This is a genomic window from Cryptosporangium arvum DSM 44712 (assembly GCF_000585375.1).
In the GTDB taxonomy this organism is placed as follows: domain Bacteria; phylum Actinomycetota; class Actinomycetes; order Mycobacteriales; family Cryptosporangiaceae; genus Cryptosporangium; species Cryptosporangium arvum.
On sequence record NZ_KK073874.1, the window covers coordinates 356130 to 380840 of the forward strand.

General features: G+C 70.6%; 22 protein-coding genes and 1 tRNA gene. 13 read left to right on the forward strand and 10 right to left on the reverse strand.

Annotation, left to right across the window (positions count from 1 at the left end; genetic code table 11):
- Positions 1–20 precede the first annotated feature (20 nt).
- Genes CRYAR_RS01660 through CRYAR_RS01685 form a run of 6 tightly spaced genes read left to right on the forward strand, consistent with a single transcriptional unit; the run spans position 21 to position 7565 of the window.
- Positions 21–1310 (forward strand): ABC transporter substrate-binding protein, encoded by a 1290-nt coding sequence (locus CRYAR_RS01660; RefSeq protein WP_051569596.1) that lies wholly within the window; start codon positions 21–23, stop codon positions 1308–1310.
- Positions 1303–2208 carry a carbohydrate ABC transporter permease gene (locus tag CRYAR_RS01665; RefSeq protein WP_035847872.1) on the forward strand — a complete coding sequence of 302 codons (906 nt, stop codon included), beginning with the start codon at positions 1303–1305 and terminating at the stop codon, positions 2206–2208. Before CRYAR_RS01660 ends, CRYAR_RS01665 begins: the two co-directional genes overlap by 8 nt.
- On the forward strand, positions 2205–3023 hold the full coding sequence (locus CRYAR_RS01670; protein ID WP_035847874.1) for a carbohydrate ABC transporter permease: 819 nt from the start codon (positions 2205–2207) through the stop codon (positions 3021–3023). The genes CRYAR_RS01665 and CRYAR_RS01670 overlap by 4 nt, the downstream gene beginning before the upstream one ends.
- 5 nt (positions 3024–3028) lie before the next feature.
- Positions 3029–3664 carry a hypothetical protein gene (locus CRYAR_RS01675; RefSeq protein ID WP_035847876.1) on the forward strand — a complete coding sequence of 212 codons (636 nt, stop codon included), beginning with the start codon at positions 3029–3031 and terminating at the stop codon, positions 3662–3664.
- On the forward strand, positions 3661–6102 hold the full coding sequence (locus CRYAR_RS01680) for a GH116 family glycosyl hydrolase (protein ID WP_063725643.1): 2442 nt from the start codon (positions 3661–3663) through the stop codon (positions 6100–6102). Before CRYAR_RS01675 ends, CRYAR_RS01680 begins: the two co-directional genes overlap by 4 nt.
- Entirely contained in the window at positions 6102–7565 is a 1464-nt protein-coding gene (locus CRYAR_RS01685; protein ID WP_035847879.1) for an FGGY-family carbohydrate kinase, read from the forward strand. Before CRYAR_RS01680 ends, CRYAR_RS01685 begins: the two co-directional genes overlap by 1 nt.
- On the opposite strand, the gene CRYAR_RS01690 is transcribed toward CRYAR_RS01685, so the two are convergent.
- Genes CRYAR_RS01690 through ppgK form a run of 3 tightly spaced genes read right to left on the reverse strand, consistent with a single transcriptional unit; the run spans position 7549 to position 9833 of the window.
- The gene (locus CRYAR_RS01690; RefSeq protein ID WP_035847881.1) at positions 7549–8493 is read right to left on the reverse strand and encodes a hypothetical protein; all 945 of its coding nucleotides are present in this window, start codon (positions 8491–8493) and stop codon (positions 7549–7551) included. The genes CRYAR_RS01685 and CRYAR_RS01690 overlap by 17 nt on opposite strands.
- Positions 8490–9059 (reverse strand): RNA polymerase sigma factor, encoded by a 570-nt coding sequence (locus tag CRYAR_RS01695; protein ID WP_035847883.1) that lies wholly within the window; start codon positions 9057–9059, stop codon positions 8490–8492. Before CRYAR_RS01695 ends, CRYAR_RS01690 begins: the two co-directional genes overlap by 4 nt.
- A 36-nt stretch (positions 9060–9095) precedes the next feature.
- Positions 9096–9833, reverse strand: a complete 738-nt coding sequence (gene ppgK / locus CRYAR_RS01700) for a polyphosphate--glucose phosphotransferase (protein ID WP_035847886.1) — start codon at positions 9831–9833, stop codon at positions 9096–9098.
- 446 nt (positions 9834–10279) lie between these two features.
- On the opposite strand from ppgK, the gene CRYAR_RS01705 reads away from it, so the two are divergent.
- Positions 10280–11203 carry an ADP-ribosylglycohydrolase family protein gene (locus tag CRYAR_RS01705; RefSeq protein ID WP_035847888.1) on the forward strand — a complete coding sequence of 308 codons (924 nt, stop codon included), beginning with the start codon at positions 10280–10282 and terminating at the stop codon, positions 11201–11203.
- A 31-nt stretch (positions 11204–11234) separates the two neighbouring features.
- Positions 11235–12143: an alpha/beta hydrolase-fold protein gene (locus CRYAR_RS01710; RefSeq protein WP_051569597.1), complete on the forward strand. Its 909-nt coding sequence runs from the start codon at positions 11235–11237 to the stop codon at positions 12141–12143.
- Here CRYAR_RS01710 and CRYAR_RS01715 read toward each other — a convergent pair.
- The 3 genes from CRYAR_RS01715 to CRYAR_RS01725 are packed head-to-tail and all read right to left on the reverse strand — an operon-like array spanning position 12133 to position 14732.
- A complete protein-coding gene (locus tag CRYAR_RS01715) occupies positions 12133–12999 on the reverse strand; it encodes a spermidine synthase (protein WP_035847891.1) in 867 nt (288 codons plus the stop codon). The two genes, CRYAR_RS01710 and CRYAR_RS01715, sit on opposite strands and share 11 nt — an antisense overlap.
- 9 nt (positions 13000–13008) lie before the next feature.
- Positions 13009–13806, reverse strand: coding sequence for a hypothetical protein (locus CRYAR_RS01720; RefSeq protein ID WP_051569598.1), 798 nt, complete (start codon positions 13804–13806; stop codon positions 13009–13011).
- Positions 13807–13838: 32 nt separating this feature from the next.
- Positions 13839–14732: a polysulfide reductase NrfD gene (locus tag CRYAR_RS01725; RefSeq protein WP_051569599.1), complete on the reverse strand. Its 894-nt coding sequence runs from the start codon at positions 14730–14732 to the stop codon at positions 13839–13841.
- Positions 14733–15211: 479 nt separating this feature from the next.
- On the opposite strand from CRYAR_RS01725, the gene tmk reads away from it, so the two are divergent.
- Both tmk and CRYAR_RS01735 read left to right on the forward strand, forming a co-directional pair.
- The gene (gene tmk / locus CRYAR_RS01730) at positions 15212–17512 is read left to right on the forward strand and encodes a dTMP kinase (RefSeq protein ID WP_281174675.1); all 2301 of its coding nucleotides are present in this window, start codon (positions 15212–15214) and stop codon (positions 17510–17512) included.
- A gap of 11 nt (positions 17513–17523) precedes the next feature.
- Positions 17524–18711 carry a DNA polymerase III subunit delta' gene (locus tag CRYAR_RS01735; RefSeq protein ID WP_035860059.1) on the forward strand — a complete coding sequence of 396 codons (1188 nt, stop codon included), beginning with the start codon at positions 17524–17526 and terminating at the stop codon, positions 18709–18711.
- A 36-nt stretch (positions 18712–18747) separates the two neighbouring features.
- Here CRYAR_RS01735 and CRYAR_RS01740 read toward each other — a convergent pair whose 3' ends face one another.
- The gene (locus CRYAR_RS01740; protein WP_035847896.1) at positions 18748–19977 is read right to left on the reverse strand and encodes an LPXTG cell wall anchor domain-containing protein; all 1230 of its coding nucleotides are present in this window, start codon (positions 19975–19977) and stop codon (positions 18748–18750) included.
- 236 nt (positions 19978–20213) lie between these two features.
- Between CRYAR_RS01740 and CRYAR_RS01745 the strand changes: the two genes are divergently transcribed.
- Positions 20214–21026, forward strand: coding sequence for a PSP1 domain-containing protein (locus CRYAR_RS01745; protein ID WP_035847898.1), 813 nt, complete (start codon positions 20214–20216; stop codon positions 21024–21026).
- An 8-nt stretch (positions 21027–21034) separates the two neighbouring features.
- A complete protein-coding gene (locus CRYAR_RS01750) occupies positions 21035–21613 on the forward strand; it encodes an NUDIX hydrolase (RefSeq protein WP_051569601.1) in 579 nt (192 codons plus the stop codon).
- Positions 21614–21652: 39 nt separating this feature from the next.
- On the opposite strand, the gene CRYAR_RS01755 is transcribed toward CRYAR_RS01750, so the two are convergent.
- Both CRYAR_RS01755 and CRYAR_RS51180 read right to left on the reverse strand, forming a co-directional pair.
- Complete coding sequence (locus CRYAR_RS01755) at positions 21653–22003, reverse strand: hypothetical protein (protein WP_035847899.1); 351 nt, start codon at positions 22001–22003, stop codon at positions 21653–21655.
- Between the two features lie 189 nt (positions 22004–22192).
- The gene (locus CRYAR_RS51180) at positions 22193–22324 is read right to left on the reverse strand and encodes a DUF1737 domain-containing protein (protein ID WP_245620372.1); all 132 of its coding nucleotides are present in this window, start codon (positions 22322–22324) and stop codon (positions 22193–22195) included.
- A 191-nt stretch (positions 22325–22515) separates the two neighbouring features.
- Between CRYAR_RS51180 and CRYAR_RS01765 the strand changes: the two genes are divergently transcribed.
- Positions 22516–22589, forward strand: a tRNA-Thr gene (locus CRYAR_RS01765).
- 416 nt (positions 22590–23005) lie between these two features.
- Here CRYAR_RS01765 and CRYAR_RS01770 read toward each other — a convergent pair.
- The gene (locus tag CRYAR_RS01770; RefSeq protein ID WP_051569602.1) at positions 23006–24709 is read right to left on the reverse strand and encodes a DNA methyltransferase; all 1704 of its coding nucleotides are present in this window, start codon (positions 24707–24709) and stop codon (positions 23006–23008) included.
- Between the last annotated feature and the right edge of the window lie 2 nt (positions 24710–24711).

The window sequence follows — 24711 nt, forward strand, 5'->3', positions numbered from 1 at the left end:
CTTCAACGTTGAGGAGAACCATGGTCACCAGACGGGACCTGCTGCGCGCCTCCGGCTTCGGCGCGCTCGCAGTCGCCGCCGCCCCGTTGCTCGCGGCCTGCGGCGACGGCGGCTCCGGCGCCAGCAGTTCCGATCTCACCCTCAGCTACCTCGGAACCGCCGACCAGCAGCAGGTCTGGAACAAACTGTTCGCCGAGTTCCAGCGCAAGAACCCCGACATCAAGCTCAAGGCCACCGGTTCGCCGGTCGACAACTGGGCCGCCTACTTCGACAAGGTCTCGACGCAGCTGGCCGGTGGGGTCAGGTACGACCTGATCCAGGTGGCCACCGAGGGTATGCAGCTGTTCGCGGCGAAAGGGTTGCTGCAGCCGCTCGACGACCTGGTGAAGGCCAACAAGACCGACCTCGACGACTTCCTGGCCGACGCCCACCCGAACCTGCCGAAGTGGAACCAGCAGTACGGGTCACCGGACGGCAAGACCTACTTCCTGCCGGGCGACTTCAACACGATGTGCCTCTGGTTCAACAAGGAGGTCTTCCAGAAGGCGGGGGTGGAGGCGCCCACGAACGAGTGGACCTGGGACGACTTCCTCAAGGCCGGGCGGACGATCAAGCAGAAGACCGGTGCGTTCCTGTACCCGGCCACCGCGGAGTACTTCATCGGCGTGATGCCGTGGCTGCTGACGAACGGCGCCAGCACGCTCTCCGACGACTGGAAGAAAGCCACGTGCGACACCCCGGCCGCGATCGAAGCGGCGGAGTTCGCGCGGCAGCTCGTGGCGGAGAAGCTCAGCCCGCCGCCCGGTGGGTCGTTCGACCGCTTCACGCTCGCGACGCAGGGCAAGCTCGCGACCTTCGGCGGTGGGCGTTGGCCGATCGTCAACATCCGCCAGGCGAACGCGGTGGAGAAGTTCGGCATCGTGGCCTGGCCGAAGAAGGTCAAGCAGGGATCGCCGGTCGGGTGGAACGGCATCCCGATCATGAAGAACTCGAACAAGCCCGACCAGGCCTTCGAGTTCCTCAAGTTCCTGATCTCGAAAGAGGGCGACGCGTTCTTCGCGCAGCTCGGCGGCACGATCGTGCCGGCGCGTAAGTCGGTCGCGGAGAGCACGGCGTACCTCGACAACTCGCCGACCGGCACCGAGAACCTGTACGCGGCCCTGGACTACGCGACGGTGATCCCGGCGCCGGCCAAGGGCAACCTGATCCAGCGCGACATCGAGGACACCTGGGGCCAGATCCTGGCCGGCAACACGTCGCCGGCGGACGGCATGAAGAAGATGCAGGAAAAGGTCGCGGCGAATGTCTGAAGTCGCATCTCCCCCGTCGGCCGCGAAACGGCCGGCGGGGGAGCGGGTAGCGCCGTACCTGTTTCTCAGCCCGGCGCTCGTGCTGTTCCTGATCTTCGTGCTCGGGCCGATGGTCGGGACGCTCGTGCTGAGCCTGTTCAACTGGGACCTGCTCGGCGAGCCCACGTTCGCCGGCGGCGACAACTACACGAAGCTCGTCGGCGACGAGACGCTCCGCAAGGCACTCGGCAACACGTTCGAGTTCACGTTCTGGTCGATCGTGTTGCACGTCGGCCTCGGGCTGCTGCTCGCGCTCGGCGTCACCCGCAAGATGTGGCGGGTCACCCGCTACTTCCTGCGCACCGCGTACTTCTTCCCGTTCCTGATCTCGTGGGCGGCCACCGCGTTGATCTGGAAGTACGCCTACGACCCGGCGTTCGGCGTGTTCACCTACTACGGCGACAAGATCGGGCTCCCCGGCGGCGTCCTGGTCGACGCGCACTGGGCGATGCCCGCGCTGATCCTCGTCGACCTGTGGCACACGATCGGGTTCTCGTTCGTCGTGATCCTCGCCGGGCTCCAGGCGATCCCGGCCCATCTCTACGAGGCCGCGCTGCTCGACGGCGCCAGCGCGTGGCGACGGTTCTGGCACGTCACCCTGCCGATGCTCTCGCCCACGCTGTTCTTCGTGACCGTGATCAGCTTCATCGGCGCGTTCCAGATCTTCGAACCGATGTTCCTGATGACGCGCGGCGGGCCGGACGGCGCCACGATCAGCGTCGTCCAGTACCTGTACGAGACCGCGTTCCGGAACTTCCAGGTCGGTTACGCGTCGGCGATCGCGCTGCTGGTGTTCGCGATCGTGCTGCTGGCCACGCTCGTCCAGTTCCGGCTCCGACGCAGGTGGGTGCACGAATGATCATCCGTCGTCTGTTGACCACGACGTTGCTGTGCGCGTTCGCCGTGCTGATGGTGGCGCCGGTGTTCTGGCTCTTCGTCACCGCGATCCTTCCGGCGGACGACCGCTTCTCGCTGCCACCGCACTGGATCCCGACGTCGTTCGACTTCAGCCCGTTCAGCCGGGTGTCGGAGCTGGTGCCGCTCGGGCGGATGGCGTGGAACAGCGTCAAGGTGACGTCGTTGATCACGGTCGGGGCGACGCTCACGTCGGTGCTGGCGGCGTACGCGTTCGCCCGGCTGGAGTTCCGCGGCCGGGAGTTCTTCTTCCTGCTGTTCCTCTCCGGGCTGATGATCCCGCCGCAGATCACCGTGATCCCGGTGTTCCTGCTCATGCGTGAGCTGCAGCTCGTCGACACGCACGCGTCGGTGTACCTGCCCGGGATGGTGAACGCGTTGGGGATCTTCCTGCTGCGGCAGTACTTCCTGTCAATCCCGCGTGATCTGGACGAGGCGGCACGCATCGACGGGGCCGGGCATCTGACGATCCTGCGGCGGGTGATCCTGCCGCTCGGGGCGCCGGCGATCTCGGCGCTCGCGATCTATCTGTTCCAGATGTACTGGAACGACTTCTTCTGGCCCAACGTGTTCCTCTCCTCGCCGGAGAAGCTGACGCTGCCGCTCGGGCTGGCGTCGCTGCAGGGGGCGCAGGGTGAGGGACAGGCCGCGGTGGTGTTCGCGGCGATCACGCTCGTCGTCGCGCCGCTGTTGCTGATCTTCCTGGTGTTCCAGCGGACGCTCGTGGACAGCATCGCCAGCTCGGGCCTGAAGGACTGATCGCCGTGTCGACGTTCACTTCGCCGCGCGTGCCGGTGGTGCCGCTCGCGCTGCTGGCCCGGGAGGCCGGTCCGCGGCTGTGGCGCGGGCTGCCGGTGCTGGTGGTGGCCTCGCTGCCGATGGCGGTCGCGGTCGCGGTCACGGCGGTGTTCACCCTCGGTGGTGGCGTGCTGCTCGCCCCCGCGGTGGCCGCTCTCACGATCGGACCCGCTTTCCAGCTCCTCACCGCCCTGGCCGGAGGGACCGTGGCGGTCCGGGCCGTGCCCGGGATCGCGGTGCGTGCCTTCGGCCCCGGGGTCGTGCGGGCGCTGCCGGTGGCGGGCGTGGCCACGCTGGCGTGCGCCGGCCTGGTCGCCCGCGCCGCCGGTCCGATCTTCGCCGCCTCGCTCGCGGTGAACCTCGTCGTGCTGGGCGCCGCGCTGCTCATCGCACCGTTCGCGTACGCGTGCGGCGGCTGGCGCCGGGGCGCCGGGCTCACCGCGGCCAGCCCGGCCCTCGTCCTCGCGCTGCTGACGCTCGTCGCGCTCGCGTCCGGGGTCGCCAAGCTCGTCGGCCCGCCGTTCCTGCTGCTCCTCCCGGCCGTGATCGCCGTCGCCACGGCCACTCAGGTGCACCTGCTGACCAAGGAGTTCCCGAAGTGAGGACCTACACCGGTGACGAGCGGCGCGCCGTCGCGTTCCCCCTCGGCGGGCTCGGCGCCGGGCACGTCGCCCTCGGCGCGGACGGCGCGCTGCGTCAGTGGCAGCTGCGTTCCACACCGAACCACCGGGGCTTCCTGCCCGACAGCTTCTTCGCGCTGCGCGTCAGCTCGATCGAACCGCCCGACGACGTGTGCCGTCTGCTGCGCTCCGCGCCGATCGCCCCGCATCCCGATCCGGCGCCCAACGTCGACGACGACCACGTGCCCGACGCGGGGAACCTTCCGCCGTGGCCACCGGTGACCGGGACGACGTTCACCGCCGCCTATCCGTTCGCAAACGTCACGTATCACGACGAAACGCTTCCGGTTGACGTCCGCCTGAGCGCTCATACGCCGTTCGTTCCGCTCGACGCGGACGCGTCGGGGCTGCCGCTGGTCAGCTACGCGTTCACGATTCACAACCGTTCGCGCGAGCTCCGCCACGGCTGGTTGATCGCGAGCCTGCAGAACGGCGTCGGCTGGGACGGGGTCGCGCCGATCGATGGCGTGCGCTCGTCGGGGTACGGCGGCAACGTGAACCGCCGGTACCGGCGTCAGGGCGTCGTCATGGACAACCCGACGCTCCCGGACGACGACCCCCGTGCGGGCGAGATGCTGCTCTGGGCCGACCGGCCGGCCGCGGTGCTGCCCCGCTCCGGCGGCGCCGCCGAGACCCTCCGGTTCGCCGAGGCCGTCAAGCTCGTCACGCCCGTGCAGCTCTGGGACTTCTCCCGGGCCAGGATCGACGAAGCCCTGAAGTCGATCCCGCCGACCCTGACCGGCGGCGAGGGCCCCAGCCCCGCGGGTCAGACCTGGGACGCCGTCCTCGCGATCCCGTTCGCGCTGGCCCCGGGCGAGGACACCACGATCGAGGTCGTCCACGCCTGGTACTTCCCGAACCGCTACGTCGACTGGGACCAGTTCGGACCGGAGCGCCCGTACGGAAAGTCGAAGCTCTGGCTCGGCACCCACTACGCGACCCGGTTCGGCGGGGTCCTCGACGTGCTCGACCACTACCGCGCGAACCCGGTCGCGTCGCGGGCCTGGTCCGACGCGGTCGAGACGCTTCCCGAGCCGCTCGCCGACGTGATCTCGGCGCAGGGCACCCTGGTCCGGTCGCCCACGATCTTCCGCACCGAGGACGGCGTCGTGCACGGCTTCGAGGGTGGCCTCGGAGCGTCCACCCGCAACTTCAACGGTGACGTCGGCGGCTCCTGCCCGGTCGACTGCAACCACGTCTACAACTACGAGCAGGCCCTGTCGCGCCTGTTTCCGCAGCTGGGCGCCACCATGCGGGACACCGAATGGTCGATCGCCGCCGCGGAGGGCTACCTGCCGCACCGGGCGGTGCTGCCGACCTGGCTGCCGCAGCTGCACGGCGTCGAGATCGGTGGACCGGCGAAGCCTGCGCTCGACGGCATGCTCGGCGCGGTACTCAAGACGTACCGCTCGGTGCGCGACGGCGCCGGCCTGGACTGGCTCCGCGGCCACTGGCCGGCACTGCGCACGCTGCTCGCCTACGTCCGCGACACCTGGGACGCCGACGGGGACGGCGTCCTGCAGGGCGAACAGCCGGTCACCTACGACATCGCGCTGCACGGACCGAACATGTTCGTCGGCTGTCTCTGGCTGGCCGCACTGCGCGCGGCCGAGGACATGGGTCGGTTGCTGGGTGAAAACGCGGTGGCCGACGCCGACCGCGCGCTCTTCGAACTGGCGAGCACGGGCTACGACGAGCTGCTCTGGAACGGCGAGTACTACGCCCAGCCCCCGAGCGGCGAGGCCTACGACTTCGGCGCGGGATGCCTCTCCGACCAGCTGTTCGGCCAGTGGTGGGCGAACCAGCTCGACCTCGGTCACCTGCTCCCGGCCGAGCGGGTCCGCACGGCGCTGGCCGCGATCGTCCGTCACAACCTCCGCACCGGCTTCGAGGACCACGGCTATCGCGTGTTCGCCGACGGCGACGAGACCGGTCTGGTCGTCTGCTCCTGGCCGCGCGGCGGGCGCCCCGAGGTACCACTGCGCTACTGCGACGAGGTGTGGACCGGCGTCGAGTACACGGTGGCCGCGCTGTGCCTGGCCGAGGGTCTGCACACCGAAGGGGGAAACGTGCTCGCCGCACTCCGGCGGCGCCACGACGGATCCCGTCGCAACCCGTTCAACGAGGTCGAATGCGGGGACCACTACGCCAGGGCCATGGCCGGCTGGTCGGTGCTCGACGCGGTCACCGGGTTCCGCTACAACGCCGCGACGCGTGCCCTGCGCGTCGGCGCGCACGACGGCACGTATCCGTTCGTCGCCGGCACCGGCTGGGGCACGTTCACCGTCGACGGTGAACACGTCACCCTCGACGTCCGGGGCGGCACGCTGCCGACGAGTTCGGTCGAGGTGGTGCGCTGATGCTGCTCGGCATCGACATCGGAACGTCGAGCTCCAAGGGCGTGCTGGTGCGGCCGGACGGCACGCTCGTCGCGTCCGCGACCCGGGAGCACGGTGTCTCGACCCCGCAGCCGGGCTGGGTGGAACACGACGCGGCCGACGTGTGGTGGGCGGATCTGGCGAGCCTGGTGGCGGAACTGCTGCCCGCCGCCGACGAGGTGACCGGCGTCGGCATCTCCGGAATCGGGCCGTGCGTCCTGGTCGCCGACGCCGACGGGCGGCCGCTGCGCCCGGCGATCCTGTACGGCGTCGACACCAGGGCGACGGCCGAGATCACCGAGCTCACCGAACGCTACGGCGCGGAGAAGATCCTGGCCCGGGGCGGCTCGCCGCTCACCACCCAGGCGGTCGGGCCGAAGCTGGCCTGGCTGCGACGCCACGAGCCGGCCACGTGGGCCGCCACGCGCCGGCTCTTCATGGCCAGCTCGTGGCTCGTGCACGAGCTCACCGGCGAGTACGTCCTCGACCACCACTCGGCCAGCCAGTCGAGCCCGCTCTACGACGCCGGAACCCTCTCCTGGGCCGAGGACTGGGCGGACGACATCGCGCCGGGCCTCGAGCGGCCGCGGCTGGCCTGGCCCGGCGAGGTGGTCGGCCGGGTCACCGCGCGGGCGGCGGCCCGGACCGGTCTCCCCGAGGGTGTCCCGGTCGTCGCCGGCACCGTCGACGCCTGGGCCGAGGCGGTGAGCGTCGGCGTCCGCGACCCCGGTGACGTCATGCTGATGTACGGCACGACGATGTTCCTGGTCGAGGTGCTGCCCGAACGGCGCAGTTCGGAGCGGCTCTGGGGCACGGTCGGCGCGTTCCCCGGCACGTACACGCTGGCCGGCGGCATGGCGACGTCGGGCGCGATCACCGGCTGGCTCCGCGGGCTGACCGGCCGTTCGTACGGAGACCTCACCGAGGCCGCCCGCGACGCCGGGCCGGGCGCCTGCGGGCTGCTGATGCTGCCGTACTTCGCCGGGGAGCGGACGCCGCTCTTCGACCCCGACGCGCGCGGCGTGCTGGTGGGGCTGACGCTGCGCCACGGCCCCGGCCACCTGTACCGCGCGGCGCTGGAAGGCACCGCGTTCGGCGTCCGCCACAACCTCGAAGCGATGGGGGAGAACGCCGGTCGGCGCCTGGTCGCGGTGGGCGGTGGGCTCCGCGGCGGTCTGTGGACGCAGATCGTCTCGGACGTGCTGCAGGAGCCGCAGGACCTACCGACCTACGCGATCGGCGCCAGCTACGGCGACGCGTTGCTGGCCGGCCTCGGCACCGGGCTGGTCACCGACGCGAGCGGGTGGAACCCGATCGCGTCGGTGGTGCGGCCCGATCCGGAGGCTGCGGCCGGCTACGACGAGCTCTACCGGCTCTACCGCGACCTGTACCCGGCCACCCGGGACACCGCCCACGCGCTGGCCGCTCTCAACGCCAGGGGATAGCCGGCGCACACGGGGGCTTCAGCCCGTACCCGTAGACGACCGTGCCGTTCGGATCGACGTAGCACCTCGGATCGCTGTCGCGTCCGGGCTCTCCGACGACCTTGCCGTTCGCGTCGATGGCCCGGATGCGGACGTGCGGTGCGGCCTCGTTGTAGGTCTCGTAGTCCAGGGTCACCGCGTAGGTGCGGTTGACCACGTCGACCGTGACCGAGGCTTCCTTGTCGGTGTCCGGGTTGGCGACGACCTGGATCTTCGTCGCTTCGCTGTTCACCCGGCCCATCAACTGGAGGTACTGCTCCTTGCCGCTGTCCAGGCTGCTCGCGTGGTCCCTGGCCACGACTCCGGGCATCCACTGCGCGTGTTCGGTGAAGTTGGCGTAGTCGAAGCCCCCCGTCGGCGGCATCGAGGGCCGGTAGTTCTTCGAGCCCCAACTGCAGGCGACGAGTTCGCTGCCGTTGCCGAGCAGCGCGACCGTGCTGTGCCTACGGCTGGTCGCGTTGAGCAGGCGCATGTCGTCGAGGCGGACGTGGTCTCTGGCCAACGGCAGGTCGCCGCGGCCCGGCAAGTCGCGCTTCTCCGTCTTCGTGGCCGCGACGCACGAGTCACGCAGAGCGCTCCGCTGGGCGTCGGTGAAGCCGGGGACCGGGGTCACGACGCGCGGAGGCGCGGACGTCGGCGGGAGCGAGGCGGCCGGCTCGGGCTTCTCGTCCGGCCGTGTGACGGCGATGACGCCCACCGACACGCATATCACCGCGAGCACTCCGGCCGCGGCGAGGATCGGGAGGAAGTGGCGGCGGACGTCGAACGCGCGCGGACCTCGGGACGGACGGTGCCGTTCGGAGGCGATGCCGCGGAGGATCTCGGTGCGCATGGTGTCGTGCCGGCCGGGCGGGAGGTCACGCTCGGGCGGCGGCTGAAGAGTGATCATCGGTCCCTCCCGGAGAGGCTGAAGGTCCTGGCGAGCCGGGATTTCGCCCTGCTGACCCGCGAACGGACGCTCACCTCGGCGATCCCGAGCACCTCGGCTGCGTCGGCGTAGGAAACGCCGGACCAGACGCAGAGGGCCAGGGCCTCGCGCTCGGCCGGCGGGAGGTCGCGTGCGGCCGCGAGCACCTCGGCCATGCGTTGCTCGTCGTCGAGGCGTTCGGCGACGGCGTCGGCATGATCGGGGGCGGGAGCGGGCGTCGGGATGCGCTCGAGCAGCGACAGCCGGCGGCGCAACGACCGGCGCTCGTCGCGCACGGTGTTCGTGGCCACGGTGAGCAGCCAGGGCAGCGCGGAGTCGTGGACGAGCGTCACCGCGGAGCGGCGGCGCCAGGCCGCCAGGAATGTCGCGGAGGTCGCGTCGTCGGCGGACGACCAGTTACCGGTCAGGCGGAAGCAGTGGTTGTACACCGCTTTCGCGTGCCGGTCGAAGATCGCCCCGAAGGCGTTGTCGTCGCCGGCAGCTGCGGCGTTCCACAGCTGCCGGTCGGTGAGCGGGGTACTCGTCACATTGTCTGAGTGGCCGGCACCCCACGGTGTGTTGCGTTACTTGACGGTGGCCGCGGCCATCGCCGCGCCGACGATGCCGGCGTTGTTCTGCAGAGTGGCCGGCACGATCTCGGCGTTGACCTTGACCTCCGGCAGCCACTTCTCGGCCTTCTTGCTGACGCCGCCGCCAACGATGATCAGGTCGGGCGAGAACAGCATCTCGAGGTGGCTGAGGTACTCGTTGACGCGGCCGGCCCACTTGCTCCAGCTCATGTCGTACTCTTCGCGGATCCGGTCGGAGGCACGCAGCTCGGCGTCCTTGCCGTGCAGCTCGACGTGACCGAGCTCGGTGTTGGGCACCAGGTCGCCGTCGCGGAAGAGCGCGCTGCCGATTCCGGTGCCGAACGTGAACAGCAGTACCGTGCCCTTCCGGTCGCGGCCGGCGCCGAACGCCATCTCGGCCACGCCGGCGGCGTCCGCGTCGTTCAGAACGGTCACCGGCCGGTGCGTCAGCTCGGTGAAGACCGTGCCCGCGTCGACGCCGATCCAGTCTTTGTTCAGGTTGGCGGCGGTCTTGACGACGCCGCGAACGACAACGCCCGGGAACGTGACGCCGATCGGGCCGTCGCCGGGGAACTGCTTCGCGACCTCGGCGATGACCGGCATCATGTCGTCCGGCGCGCCGCCCTTCGGCGTCTCCAGCCGGTACCTCTCGGCGGTCAGAGCGCCGGTGTCGAGGTCGACCGGTGCGCCTTTGATGCCCGACCCGCCGATGTCGATGCCCAGGATGGTCATTGCCCGCCTCCAGCGTTCCGCTTCCCTACGGGATCTACCAAGATCGCCCGCTGCGGAAACGTACCGGGTCAGTCCGACGAGCGTCCTAGCGCGTCCGCGAGGAGCGCGTCGACGGCGGTGAGCGTCGGGCAGGCTCCCTGACGACCGCAGGCGGCGCACCGTCCGTTGGCGTCGGGTTGATGGGCTTGCCAGAGTTGGACGCAGCCACGCCAGTAGGTGCGGACCCGCGCCTGCGGCGGGGGGTCAATCGGTGGCGGTTGCTTTCGGCTGTAACCGCTGTACGTCACGACTATCTCCCGGTGTTCTCGATAGTCACTCTTAGTCGTGCAGGGACTACCTCTGGCGACCGTCTCAGACTGATCACCAGTAACGCAAGTCGCGAACGGGGCTTACAGGTCTTATCGGTTGCTGAATTCTAAAAGGGATGGTCCGGTTACTGTTGGACAGTGGACGATCGGATCATCGGTACCTTGCTGGCCGCCGCCTGTGCGGACGCGCTCGGCGTCGCGTACGAGCCGGAGCAGCGCGGCCCGGCCGACGGCAAGCCGGAGATGCTCGGGGGCGGGTACGGCGGATACGCGCCGGGGGAGTACAGCGACGACACCCAGATGGCCGTGGTCGTCGCCAGGGTCGCCGCCGACGGGTTCGACCTGCGCACGGAGGAAGCGCTCGACCGGATCGCGACCGGGTTCGTCGAGGACTGGTTCGGCGGAGGAGCGACCGACGTCGGCGCGCAGACGCGCGCGCTGCTCTCGCAGGCGGCCGGGCGTGGCGGCGGCGCGGCGCGGCTCCGGGAGATCGGGGCGCAACTGCACGCGCGCTCCGGGCGGACGGCCGGGAACGGTTCGCTGATGCGGACGGCGCCGGTCGCGCTGGCCCACCTCGGTGACGCCGAGGCCATTGTCGACGCCGCCCGCGCGGTGAGCGCGCTGACCCACCACGACCCGGTGGCCGCGGATGCGTGCGCGCTCTGGTGCCTGGCGATCGACAACGCGATCGGCACCGGGGAGCTCGACGTCCGGGTCGGGCTGCCGCGGGTCGACCCGGACGGGTACTGGGCGGAGCGGATCGCCGAGGCCGAGGCGCGGCCGCCGTCGGCGTTCGCGTCGTCGTCGGGCTGGGTGGTCGGAGCGTTGCAGGGGGCCTGGTCGGCGATCGTGCGTGGCGAGGGTCTCCGGGGCGGGATCGAGGCCGCCGTGAACGGCGGGGGAGACACCGACACGGTGGCCGCGATCGCCGGGGCGCTGCTGGGTGCGGCGCACGGCGCGTCCGCGGTGCCGGCCGAGTGGCGCACGGTCGTCCACGGCTGGCCCGGGTTGGACGCCGACGGGCTGGCGCAGCTGGCCCTGCGGTGCGCCCGACGGGACTGATTTGGAGGATATGCCGCATTAGTCTGCTCAGGTGGTGAGCAGACGGGCGGTACTGGGCACGGGAGTCGCCGGACTCGGGCTGCTCGCCGCCGGAGGTGTCGGCCTGGTCGGTACCGGTGTCGTGCCCGGTGAGTCCCAGCTCCGCCGTGCGCTGGGAGCCTGCGACGTGTACGCGCCGGACCCGGAGGCGCAGCCCGGTGACGTCATCGGCGGGGAGTTCCGGTCGGCGCATCGCCGCGCCGCGGTGCGGTACCGGATCGCGTACCCGCCGGGGTTCGCGGTCGGCAGCTCGCTCCCGGTCTGCCTGGTGCTGCACGGCCACGGCGGCGACGAGCGCGTCCTCGGCCCGGAGATCGCCCTGCCCGGCTACCTCGCCGACGTCGTCGCCGACGGCGTTCCGGCGTTCGCGCTGGCCGCGGTCGACGGCGGTCCCCGCTACTGGCACCCCCGCGCCGACGGCGACGACCCGCTCGGCATGCTCACCGACGAGTTCCTCCCGCTGCTGGCCGGTCGAGGGCTGCAGACCGGGGCCGGCCGCCGGATCGGACTGCTCGGCTACTCGATGGGTGGGTACGGCGCGCTGCTGTTCGCCGAGCTCAACGCGGCCCGGGTGGCGGCCTGCGCGGTCGGCGGCCCGGCGATCTGGCGCAGTTATGCCGACGCGCGGCGCGAGAGCGCGTCGGCGTTCGACTCGGCCGCGGACTGGAGCCGGTACGACGTGCTGGCGCACGGGGCGGCGCTGGCGGGGGTGCCGGTGCGGGTCGACTACGGCACCCACGACCCGAACGCGGCGGTCATGCCCGCGGTGAAGGCCGCGATGCCCGAGGCCCGGGTGCGGGAGTCGCCGGGCTGCCACGACGCGACGTTCTGGCGGGCGAAGGCGCCGGGTGCGCTGACGTTCATCGGGCGGGCCTTCGCCCAGGTGCCGCTCAGCGGATGAGGTGCGGTGGCGGCGCCGGCGGTACCAGCGGCGACTCGTCGGTCGTCACCACCGCGCCGGCCGTGAACTTCTCCAGGTCCGGGCCTTCCAGCACGCGGGTCGGCGCGACCGAACGGGCCAGCAGCCGAGCCAGGTCGCCGGTGGGCAGCGGCGACGGCGAGGCCATCAGCACCAGGTTGCCGTACCGACGTCCCTTCAGGACCGGCGTCTCCGAAACCAGCGCGACGTGCTCGAACGTCCTCCTCGCCGTCGCCACCTCGGCCCTGGCCAGCGCCAGCGGCGGCCCGTCGGTGACGTTGGCCAGGTAGAGGCCGGTCGGGCGCAGCACCCGGGCGACGTCGGTCATGAACTCCGTCGTGGTGAGGTGCGGCGGCACGACCGGCCCGACGAACGCGTCACGCACGACGACGTCCGCTGAGGCGCTGTGCTGGCCGGCCAGCACGTCCCGGCCGTCGCCGGCCCGGATGCGCAGACCGGGTCCGGTACGGATGCCGAACACCTCGCGGATCAGCGCGATCAGCTCGGGGTTGTACTCGGCCACCAGCTGGCGAGCGCCGGGCCGGGTCGCAGCCACGTACCGCGGGAACGCGCACGCGCCGCCGCCGATGTGCACGAAGCTCAGGACGTCGGCCTCGGGCGCGTGCACGTCGACCGCGCGGCCCATCCACTGCTGGTACTCGAACTCCAGGTGGGTGGGGTCGTCCAGATCCAGGTACGAGTTCGGGACGCCGTCGAGCAGGAGCATCCACCCCGCCTCCGTGTCCAGGTCGCGGACGATCTCGGCGGTGACGTCGGTCAGCTGGTGGGTGCCGGGCTGCGGGCCGGTCGCCTTGTTCTTACGACCCCGGTTTGCCATGCCCTAGTTCTAGCTGGTGGCGTTCCAGGCCGACGCGCGGACCGTGCTCTGGCCGTTGGCGCTGGGCGCGGTGATGACGAGCACGACCATCTTCTGCGTGATGTCCTCACCGATCGCCTTGTCCGACGACGTGAGCACGCAGACCACCTTGGTGCCGTCGATGGCGATCGGGTTGTCGGCCGGCGCGTTCTTGATGCTCGTGGCGCACTGCGCCGGCCGGATCGTCGGACGGGTCACCACCGCGGCGGTCACCCCGCTGACGAAGTGCAGCTGCGGGGTGCCGTAGCAACCCATCCGTGGCTTGTAGAACAGGTCGGCGCGGGAGGCGTCGGCGTCGACCCTCGGCTCGTCCAGGTCGACGTAGCGGGTCATCGTGGAGCCGCAGGGCGGCAGCGTGAGCTGCAGCGCCTGGCCGCGGTAGGCCTGGGAGTAGCCGGTGACGCCGAGCGTCGGGCCCGCGAACTGATCGTCCGGAAGCGGCTGTCCCGGCAGCGGGGCGACGGCCTGTCCGGAGGGCGCCGGCTGCTGGCCGGTGTCCGACTGGTCCGCCTCCGACATCGCGACGATCGTCTGCAGGTCGGACATGCTCAGCCAGGTCAGCACCGCGACGCCGAGCGCCACGGTGGCGAACAGGGCCGCGACCCCGGCCAGCGCCAACGCGATCGGGTCGCGCCCGGAGGGCTCCGGTGGGGCCTGGCGCTCTTCGGTGGGTTCGGCGAGCAGGTCGAGCAGCGGCGTGCCGGGCAGGGGAGGGTGCGGCCGGACCAGCCCGGGGTTGTGGTGCCCGTGGATCGGGTCGGTGGGCATCGCTCCCCCGTGCAAATAGGCGCAAACTACGCTTAAGTAACGTTACCAAATCGGCTGGCTTCGGCGCTGTGCTGACCGGCGTAGTGGACGCTCAGCCGGCTCAGGGCTCCGGAGGTGAGCAGTGCGAGGCCGGCTCCGGCGGTGGCCCAGCGTCCGATCGCCGGGCGGCGGCCGGTGGCGAAGCCACCGAGCACGGCCAGGGCGGCGCCGACCGTGGTGAGCGTGGCCGCGGCGGTCAGCAGACGTCCGGCGGTGCCGCCGCGGAACGAGACGCCGGCGGAACCCGGTGCGGCCCGCAGCCGTGCCGTGGCGGCCAACTCCATCGCCGCTCCCGCCACCGCCAGCCGCCGGGCCGGGGCGGGATCCCCACTCAGCGTCGCGATCAGCGCGATGCCGGCCGCGCCGCTGATGCCGCTGCCGGCGAACAGGAACGGAAGCTCCCGATAGGCCTCGTGCCAGGCCGGCACCTCGGTGTCGACGAGCGCCACCGCGGTATACGTGCACACCGCGGGCCCCAGCACGCCGGCCGCGGCGCCGGTCACACCGGCCGCCAGCCGCCAGCCGGCCCGCTCCGCCCCGGCCGTGACGATCGCGAGCCCCGCGAACGGCAGCACCAGCCACGTCCCGAGGCTGAGCGGGAAGCTCGGGTCGGGCGCGCGCAGCCCGGCCAGGAACCGCTGCGGTCGGCGGAGGTCACGGGCCGTGGCGGCCACCGCGGCCAGAGCGCAGCCCGCGGTCGCGTACCGGGACGCCGCCGCCAGCCGCCGCTCACCGGTCAGCTCGGCCAGCGCGGCGAGCCCGGCCGACGCCCCGGCGATGCCGCCGAAGTACAGGTAGGCCGGGATGTCGGGAGCCTGGCGGGCGGGCGTCACCCGGATCGATCGGTGGACGTAGTGACTGGGGACCGTCGACGGTTCGCCGGCCATTGCCCGCCTCCAGAGCGTCGGTATCAACTCCAGATAGCCAATCGGAAGCATTGGCCGGAATTGCAGTGGAAATGCCGCGATAAGCGGCATACCTGCACGTCACTGGTCTGATCGGCCGATCGGGCGGAGCGCGATAACCATCTGGCGCCAATGACTGACCAGTCACCGCAGACCCTTCCGTCCCAGCCGTCACGGAGGGTCGCGACCACGGCAGAATGGCGGAGACGAGCGCCGGGGCGGGCGCGACCGTCGTTCCGTTGCGTAGAGGAGTCCGAATGTCGTACAGCCCGCGTCAGGTTTTCCACAGCCTCGGGAGCGCTTGGACGTAAAACCGCTCGGGCTACCTGGGCTTGGTTACGCTTTGACCGCCGGCCAACCCCACGTAGCCAGGAGTAGCAGCCATCAGTGCGGACCCGGGCCCACCCGGCCCTCCCGAACCCAGGCCGCTCGCGACCGATTCGTCGCAGATCAAAGCGGTCCTGCGTAACCGGCCCTTCCGCCGGTTGTGGCTCACGTTCGGCCTGTCCAGCTTCGGTGACTGGCTCGGACTGCTCGCCACCAGCCTGTTCGCGGCCGGCCAGGTGAGCGGCCCGACCGCGAAGGGGCTCGCGTTCGGCGGCGTCGTCATCGCGCGGCTGTTACCCACGATCGTGCTCGGCCCGCTGGCCGGTGCGTTCGCCGACCGGTTCGACCGGCGGCTGACGATGGTCGTCTGCGACCTGGTGCGGTTCGTGCTGTTCGCCTCGATCCCGCTGGTGGCCGTCGTGGGGTCGGCGCCGGTCGCGGTCGGGTGGGCGCTCGTCGCGACGTTCGTGATCGAGGTCGTCGGGATGTTCTGGAACCCGGCGAAAGAGGCGTCGGTTCCGAATCTCGTCCCGCGTGATCAGCTGGAGGCGGCCAACCAGCTCAGCCTCATCGTCACTTACGGTGTCACACCGCTGCTCGCGGTGTTCATCGGCGCCGGGCTCAACCGGCTGCTGCTGTCGCTCGTCCGCGACGATCCGTCCCGGCTGCGCCTGGATCCCAACGACGCCGCGCTGTACCTGAACGCGTTCACGTTCCTGGTCGCCGCGGTGGTCGTCTTCACCATCCGCGAGATCAGCACCGGCGAGGGCCGGCTGCGCCGGTCCGGCCCGGCCGGGGTGCCCGAGCCGAGCCTGCCCACCGCTCTCCTCGACGGGTGGAAGTACGCCGGGCGGACGCCGCTCGTGCGCGGGCTGGTGCTCGGCATCCTCGGCGCGTTCGCCGCCGGTGGCGTGGTCGTCGGGGTCGGGCAGTTCTTCGCCCGTGGCCTCGGCGGTGGCGACGCGACGTTCTACCTGCTGTTCGGGTCGCTGTTCGTGGGCCTGGCCGGTGGGATGGGGCTCGGGCCGTCGCTGGTGCGGGGCCTGTCCCGGCGGCGCTGGTTCTGCGCGAGCATCGGGCTGTCCGGGCTGGCGGTCGCGGTGCTGCCGTTCTCGCTGCACCTCTCGATGGCGATTCCGCTGACCGTGTTGGCCGGTGCCGGCGCCGGCATGGCGTACCTGGCCGGAACCACGTTGCTCGGCGCCGAGGTGCCCGACGCGATGCGCGGGCGGGTGTTCGCGTTCGTCCAGTCCACCGTGCGGGTGGTGCTGCTGCTCGCGATCGCGGTCTCGTCACTGCTCGTCGGGGTCGGCGGCGGGCGGAAGATTCCGATCGGCGCCTTCGACCTGGATTTTTCGGCCGCGCGCGTGCTGCTGTTCGTGAGCGGCCTGTTGGCGATCATCGCGAGTGTGCTCTCATTCCGGGCAATGGATGACAAACCAGGTGTTCCGCTGCTACGGGACCTGTACTCGACGCTCCGAGGGCACTCGCTGCCCGTCGCGGGGGACCGCTCCGGTGACGGGCTGTTCATCGTGTTCGAGGGCGGCGAAGGGGCCGGGAAATCGACCCAGTCACGCGCTCTCACCGACTGGCTGACCGGGCGCGGCTTCGAGGTCGTGTCCACGCGTGAACCCGGCGCGACACCGCTCGGGCGGGAGATCCGCTCGTTGATCCTCGATCACCGGGACGACGCGCCGTCGTCCCGCTCGGAAGCGCTGCTGTACGCGGCGGACCGGGCACATCACGTCGCCACCGTGATCCGGCCGGCGCTGGCGCGCGGTGCGGTGGTGGTGTGCGACCGCTACGTGGACTCGTCGCTGGCCTACCAGGGCGCCGGGCGCGACCTGGCCACCGAGGACGTCGAGTGGCTCTCCCGGTGGGCGACGGCCGGGCTCGTCCCCGACCTGGTGATCCTGCTCGACGTCGATCCGTCGATCGGGCTGACGCGGGTCGGCAACCGGGGCGTGGCCGACCGGCTGGAGGCGGAGTCGATGGACTTCCACCAGCGGGTGCGGCGGGCCTTCCTCGACCGGGCGGCCGCTGATCAGCGGCGGTACCTGGTGCTCGACGCCGGGAGCTCGGCCGGGATGCTCGCCGACCGCATCAAGGTGCGCGTCGCGCCGCTGCTGAAGGTCCACCCCGACATCAACGAGCCGCTGCCGCAAGCTCCCGCGGTGCCGGCTTCGGTGGGCGCCTCGAGCAGCGTCGCGGCTGACGCACCAGGCGCGGCCCCCGCGTCGGCCAGCGGGTCGACGGCCGAGGCCGGCCCGGCCGCCGGGCCGACGGCCGGGCTGGCCGATGGGTTGGCTGCGGGGCCGGAGGCTGGGCCGGTTGCGGGGCCGGCCACCGGGCCGGCTGCGGAGGCTCGGCCGGACGAAGGTGGGGGCGACATAGGATCGAAGACCGATCCTGGTTCTTCGGCGGAGGCGCGATGACCGTCGCTCTGGTGCCCGGCGTCTTCACGGACGTCATCGGGCAGGACGAAGCCGTCACGGTGCTGGCCCGGGCTGCGGCCGCCGCCGGGCGCATCGTCGCGGGCGAGCCCGTTGCGGCCGGCGAGATGACCCACGCCTGGCTGTTCACCGGCCCGCCCGGCTCCGGGCGATCCGTCGCCGCCCGCGCGTTCGCCGCCGCGCTGCAGTGCCCCCGCGGCGGCTGCGGCGAGTGCAACGAGTGCCACACCACGCTCGCCGGCACGCACGCCGATGTGCGCGTCGTCGCCCCCGAAGGCGTCTGGATCAGCGTCAACGAGATGCGGTCGCTGGTGCTGCGCGCGGCCAGCGCACCGTCGGGAGGCCGCTGGCAGATCGTCCTCATCGAAGACGCGGACCGGTTGCACGAGCGGGCTTCCAACGCGCTGCTGAAGGCGATCGAGGAACCGACCGACCGCACGGTCTTCCTCCTGTGCGCGCCCTCGGCGCATCCCGACGACGTGTCGGTCACGATCCGCTCCCGCAGCCGGGTCGTCCCGCTGCGGGTGCCGTCGGCGGAAGCGGTCGCCGGCCTGCTGACGCGCCGCAACGACGTCGACGAGACGACCGCGCGGTGGGCCGCGTCCGTCGCCCAGGGCCACGTGGGCCGCGCGCTACGGCTGGCGCGTGACCCCGACGCGCAAGCCAGGCGCCGAGCCGTGCTGGCGATCCCGCGCTCCCTCACCGGCATCGCGGCCTGCTACAACGCGGCCGCCGCGCTGATCGCGGCGTCCAACGAGGAAGCCGCGGCGGCCACCGAGACGCAGAACGCCGACGAGAAAGCCGCACTCGAGCGCGCGCTCGGCGCCGGCGGCACCGGCAAAGGCGCCGCAGCGGCCACGCGCGGCACCGTCGGGCAGATCAAAGACCTGGAGAAAAAGCAGAAGTCCCGGACGACGCGGGTGCAGCGGGACGCGCTCGACCGCGCGCTCGTCGACCTGGCGGCGTTCTACCGCGACGTCCTCATGGTGCGGCTCGGCGCGTCGGTCCCGCTCGTGCACATCGACGTCGAGGAGATGGTGCGAGCCGCGGCGGCCCGCTGGGAGCCGGAGTCGATCCTGCGGCGTATCGAGGCCGTGCTGAAGTGCCGCACGGCGCTCGACGAGAACGTGAAGCCGCTGATCGCGATCGAAGCGCTGATGGTGACGCTGTTCGAAGGCTGAGCGGTGCACGTTCTCGTCGAGCGCCGGTTCCGGTGGTCAGGCTCGGCGACGAACGGCCCGGACGACGATCCAGCCGACGATCAGCAGCGCGAGACCGATTGCGGCGATGAGCGGGAGGCTGGCGCCGGTGCGGGGCAGGGCCTCCTGCGGGGTGGCCGCCTCGGACGGGCTGGGCGCGATCGGCTGCGGTGACGCGGCCTCCGAAGCGATGTCCTCGCGGGGAGTCAGTGCACCGGGGATGACTATCTCCTCCTGCGGCTCGACGACGGGCTCGTCGGTTTCGACGGGCTCGTCGGTGTCGCACGGCCGGCACGGGGTGCGCGTCTCGCCCTGGCCTCCGATCGGTACGTGGGCCGACTGGCCCAGGCCGCCGTTCGGTACGTGGGCCGACACGTCCAGGTCGCCGATCGTGGCGTCGAGGAGGCGGTCCTCCGCGCCGATGATCTGCAGGCGCACGGCCGCGGCGGTGGCGTCGACGCTGGTGTGGCCGACCCGCTCGCGGACGGTGCCGAGTCGGACGCGTACGACGCGGTTGCAGCACCCGGGGCCGTCCAGCGGCACCTCGATGCTCTCGCCGGCCTCGTCCAACCGGTAGCTACGACCTTGAGACGCGGTCACCGCGACGACCGGCGGCACGTACCGGACGTCGGTGCGCTCGGTCCCGGCCGCGACGGCCATCAGCGACGGTGCGCGGAGGAACCGGATCGTCATCTCGGTGGCGGTGCCGCGGAAGAGCGTGACCGCAGACAGCTCGGCCTTGGCCGTGGTGCGCAGGCCCAGCGTCGACTGTCCGGCGACCGCCACCAGCTGCGTCTGCGTGCGGGTCTGGCTGCCCCGCCAGACCTGCATCAAGGCTTCGTCGTCCTCCGGGCGCAACACCAGCTCGCCGGGGCGGGCGAGTGCGGAGCTCAGCGCGATCGGACTGTCCGGTCGGCCCCAGTTCGCGGTCGCGGTCAGGCGGCTGGCGCCCAGCGTCAGAAAGGGCAGTTCAACGCCCGAGTTCGACCGGGTGACCGTTCCCGACTCCTCGTCGTTGTCACCGGCTCGGCGCGTGGCCGCGGTCAGCGGCGCCCCGGGTGGTCCGATGAGTTGGGTGGCCGAAGCGGTCGACTGATCCGTGTCGACGCTGGCGGTCGACGTGCCCAGCCGCAGTCCGTTGAGTGCGGTGGCGTGCGGCCCGGCGTCAGAATTCGCAAGACGCAGGACGTTCGCGGACGCGTGGGCAGAAAACGACGTCTTTTCGACGTGGGCGACATTGGTGCTCATGGTGCTTTGTCCGCCGGTATTAATCGTGACTACCCAGACGGCCGTGAGAGCCAATCCTGCCGCTCTGCGGGACCACTGGCGCATAAGAGACCCTGTTCTCCGGAGGGGACAGTACGGGCAAATTAACGACGGCTTCTGGCGCGTCGTCACGGTCGGTGGGCGATAAGTGGCGTACTGTCTACTCTTTGCTGTCCGAATAGCCCCACCTGAGGGGTAGCGCCCGGTACTGTGCGCGCATGGGGATGCTGTGCGCGGTGACCTTCGCCCGGTACGGCCGTCTCTACTACGCGGACCCGGGAGCGTTCGCTCCCGCGGTGGGCGACCACGTTCTGGTGTCGACGGACGACGGGCCCGAGGTCGCCCAATGCGTGTGGGCACCCACCTGGGTTTCGGAAGAGACCTCCGGGTTCCCGGTGCTCGTCGGGATGGCCTCCGATTCGGACCTTTCCCGCGACAAAATCCTGCGCCGGAAGAAGGCGCAGGGGAAGGTGGCCGCGAAGCGGCTGATCCGGGAGCACGAGCTGCCGATGAAAGTGGTCGCGGTCGACCACGCCTTGGACGCCAACCGCACCACCATCTACTTCACCGCGCCGCAGCGGGTGGACTTCCGATCACTGGTTCGCGACCTGGGGGCGACGCTGTCGGCGCGGGTCGAGTTACGCCAGCTGAGCCCGCGTGACGCCGCGAAGGCGCAGGGTGGAATCGGGTCGTGTGGGCGTGACCTGTGCTGCTCGACGTTCCTGACCGACTTCGAGCCGGTGACGATCAAGATGGCGAAGGATCAGGACCTGCCGCTGAATCCCATGCGGATCTCCGGGGCGTGCGGGCGTCTGATGTGCTGCCTGAAGTACGAGCACCCGCTCTACCAGGCGTTTTCTGCGTCAGCACCGGCGGTCGGGGCCCGGGTTTCCACGCCTTCCGGTGACGGGCGGGTCGTCGGCCGGTCGGTGCCCAGCGACTCGTTGGCCGTGCGGTTGGACGAGGACGGATCGCGCTGTTCGTGCAGCCGGGCCGAGGTGTGTGAGTCGCGACAGGCCTACGAGGGATAATTGCTCGTATGGAGCAGGTCGATACCCGCGTCGCCTATCAGAACCCTTGGCTGAGCGTCCGGGAAGACACGGTGCGCTGGCCGGACGGCTCGACCGGCATCTATGGGGTCATCGACAAGCGCGATTTCGCGCTCGTGGTGCCGTGGGACGGTGCGGGGTTCCACCTGGTCGAGCAGTTCCGTTATCCCGTGCAGGAGCGCTGCTGGGAGTTCCCGCAAGGCGGCTGGCCGCCGGGGTCTTCGGGAGGCTCGGGTTTGGCGCTCGCTCAGGCGGAGCTGGCCGAGGAAACGGGGTTCACTGCTCGTACCTGGACGCGGTTGGGGTTCTTGCAGGCGGCACCGGGCGTGATGAGCCAGTACTTCGACGTGTATCTGGCGTCCGATCTGGTGGCGGGCGCCCCGTCGCGAGAAGTGTCTGAACAGGACATGCGTCAGAAGTGGGTGTCGGCGTCGTCACTCGAGCAGATGATCCGCTCCGGGGAGCTGCGCGACGCCCACTCGATTGCGGCCTACGGCCTGTTCTCACTCGCGATGGCGGGACCGCGAGACGAGCACGATCGCGACGATCAGCACAGCGATGATTCCTAACGCGGCGATGATGCCCTCGACCGGCATGATCTGCTCCTCCTAGAAGATCCGGTGCGTGCCACCGCACCGGGTCGCGAACGGCGTGCCGTCGGCGTCGAGCGCGTACACCTCGTACCGGTCGCCGATACGGAAGTCGACGCCACACGCGTCCCCGCTGTTGTTGGTACTCACGCTCAGCGTCGGCCCGGCCTCGCCTTTGAGGACGCGCTCGACCGAGAAGCGGTAGGTGACCGGGTCGGGTGAGCCTTCGTCGGGCTGACCCAGCCGCTGGGTCGGCGTGCCGACGAAGACGACGCTCGCCTCCGCAGCGGCCTCGCGCGGCGTGAGCGGCACGCAGTCGCAGGCGTGAGCCGGCAGAGCGCTCGCCGCGAGGAGCGCGAGTGCCGTCACTGCGGTGGTGGTGACTCCGCGCAGCCCTGATCGTGCCCACGACCCCCGTCGCAACCCCGTGTGTCCTTTCGTGCTGTTCGGTTCCTGCGCTGGCGCTGGCTTTCCCGAGCGCCGGTGGCCCGGCGTCGGGTGATCCGGCGTCGGGTGTTCCGGCGTCGGCTTTCTGGCGCTGGCTTCTGGCGCCTGGTGCTACGGGCGGCGGTAGCGGCCGGCCGCGTAGGCCGGTAGGACTACCGCTTGGGCCACCAGCATGTGTTCACCGTCGAACGTGATCGCCGGCGATCCGTACAACTCGTAGCCTTCGTCGAGAGCCTCGCTCACTCGTGCCGCCAGCTCGTCCCCGTTAGGGGCGGTCAACAGAATGTAGCGGAGGCGTTCCGTAGTGTGGTCCATCCGGCAGCTCCTGGCGGCTCCTGGCCATGACGGGGATACGTCCACCGTACGGGGTGCGAGCCGGAGGGCCTACCGATTCGGTGGCTGCAGCAGGACCCGCTACACTGGTGTCGCACGTTGCCGCCTTAGCTCAGTCGGCCAGAGCGACGCACTCGTAATGCGTAGGTCCCGGGTTCGATTCCCGGAGGCGGCTCCCTTGTGAGCAGCGCGAATGCCCCGTAGCCGATGGCCGCGGGGCTTTCTCAGTTGCAAGGCTGGTGCCGGTCGATCCGTTGGAGCCAGGCTCGAGACTCGTGTTCGGATGACTCCCGCAGTCGGTGGCCGCGGGCTACCCCGCGCAGGCGCCGAGTCGACTCGCGCCCCATCTTCCCGAAGGCATTTCGTGCTGGAACGAGGGGACGGGCCTGGGTGCGGTCTAAATTCTGAGCTGATTTTGAATCGCGCATATGGATCCAGTGATCAACAAGATCCTCGGAGCGAAAGCTGGTCGACATAAAGAACTGGCAATTGATCGCTGCGAAATGAGGATGAACAAATCAAGCGTAGCGACTATTGCTACAGGATGTTCGATTGAGCGGACGAGAGTGCGGCCCATGTGGCCGACCTTGATCAGCGGGAGAAGCTTCGGCGCGCCGTCAGTTCAGCGTATCGGGTGAGTAGGGCTGCTTGTCGCGCTCGGTCGTTCGGCTCGGTCACGCCGAAGAGGTGGTCTACCAGGGCATCCAGTTTTTGATGGGCGCAGAGCAGACGCGCCGAAATTGTGTCTGGGGCGTACTGGGACGCGAGTGATGCGTTCGGCTTCCGCGCAGAGAGCACGCCTTTACCCGCAGCGGTGACTCGGTGTCGTGCCTCCGGAGGGACCGGAGGGAGCGGAAGGGTGTTCCAAACCACCGTGTTCGTGAAGCTCGGGTCGGATTTCATGCGACCACCGACAGTCTTCTGCCACGCTAGAAACGCGGCCGAGGAGATGAGCGCGAACAAGAAGCCGTCCGGATCCGGAGCCGTGAACAGTTTGATCGAGGCGATTACCTCTGGTGGGAGATAGGCGGCGGTCGCATAAGCGCGGTTGTCGGTGAAGGTCTGGGGGATGCCCAGGTACGGCACCGAGGGCTGGCGGCGCTCGTGGAACAAATGTGGGGTCACGGCGGCGGCTCGGGTGGCGGCTTTGGGGCTGGACAGGCGGAGGTCACGCACTGCGTTGAGCCGTGTTGCCAGCAGCGGCGAACGATACAGCAGATCTAGCGGTGCGCCGTCGAACCAGAGGCACCAGCGGTCCAGCGCATTTATCAATTCCTCGCCGCCACAATAGCGACGCAGAAACGACGACGCGATCGGGTCGGCGGCCACCTCGGCGTAGTCGGTGGGGGAGACGGTCAGGTAACCCCAGTCGACCGCTTTGGAGCCGGCTCGCACCGGCGGCAGGTCGGGGGCGAGGGGTGTGCGGCGCGGCGTCACCAGGACGTCGGGGCCGTCGACCAGATACGCGTTGAGGGGCGTCGAGACCGGCCTTCGGGTGAAGCCGACGATCACGCAATGAACTGCGGCTGCGGGCCAGGTGAACGGGCGATGGGCGAAGTCGATTCGCCAGCCGGCGTCGAACATCGCTCCGAACAGCGTCGGGACGCCTTGGCCCTGGACGATCGAGTTCGTCGCTACGAAAGCCCAGTCACTTTCGCAATATGCCGCGGCCTTCGCGAACCATCCGCTCACGTAGTCGAGCAGCCCGGAGTAGCGGGGACCCCAGACCGCACGGAGATCGGCGGTCTGGTTGGCGCTTCGTTCCTTCGTCCCGATGAAAGGTGGATTCCCGGCCACGAACAGCGAAGACGACGGTGCGCAGACCGACGCCCAGTCGAGGGTCAGCGCGTTCCCGACGACGATCGTCGCGGGGGACCCGGGCGGCACCTCGACGCCGAAGCGGTCGGAGAATTCACGATTGCAGTCGCGCTCGACGAGACGCAGCGCCTCGGACGCGATACGCGCCGCGCCGGCGTCGACTTCGATGCCGTAAAGGTTTTCGAGCCGCACCCGCGGCAGAACGGGAGCGGTGCCGGACCGGGAAAGGATCTCGAGTTCGAGCCGACGCAGCTCGCGGTAGGCGACGACGAGGAAGTTGCCGCAGCCGCAGGCGGGATCCAGGAACCGCACCGCCGCGATCCGATCCAGGTCGCTCGCAGCTCGCAGCGAGTCGAGAAACAGCGGACCCAGCGTGCGGAGCACCACTGATTCCGGCGTGTAATGCTCGCCGAACGCGCGGCGCACCACAGGATCACGCGAAGCCTGGTACGCCTCGCCCAGCGTCAGCGGATCCACGC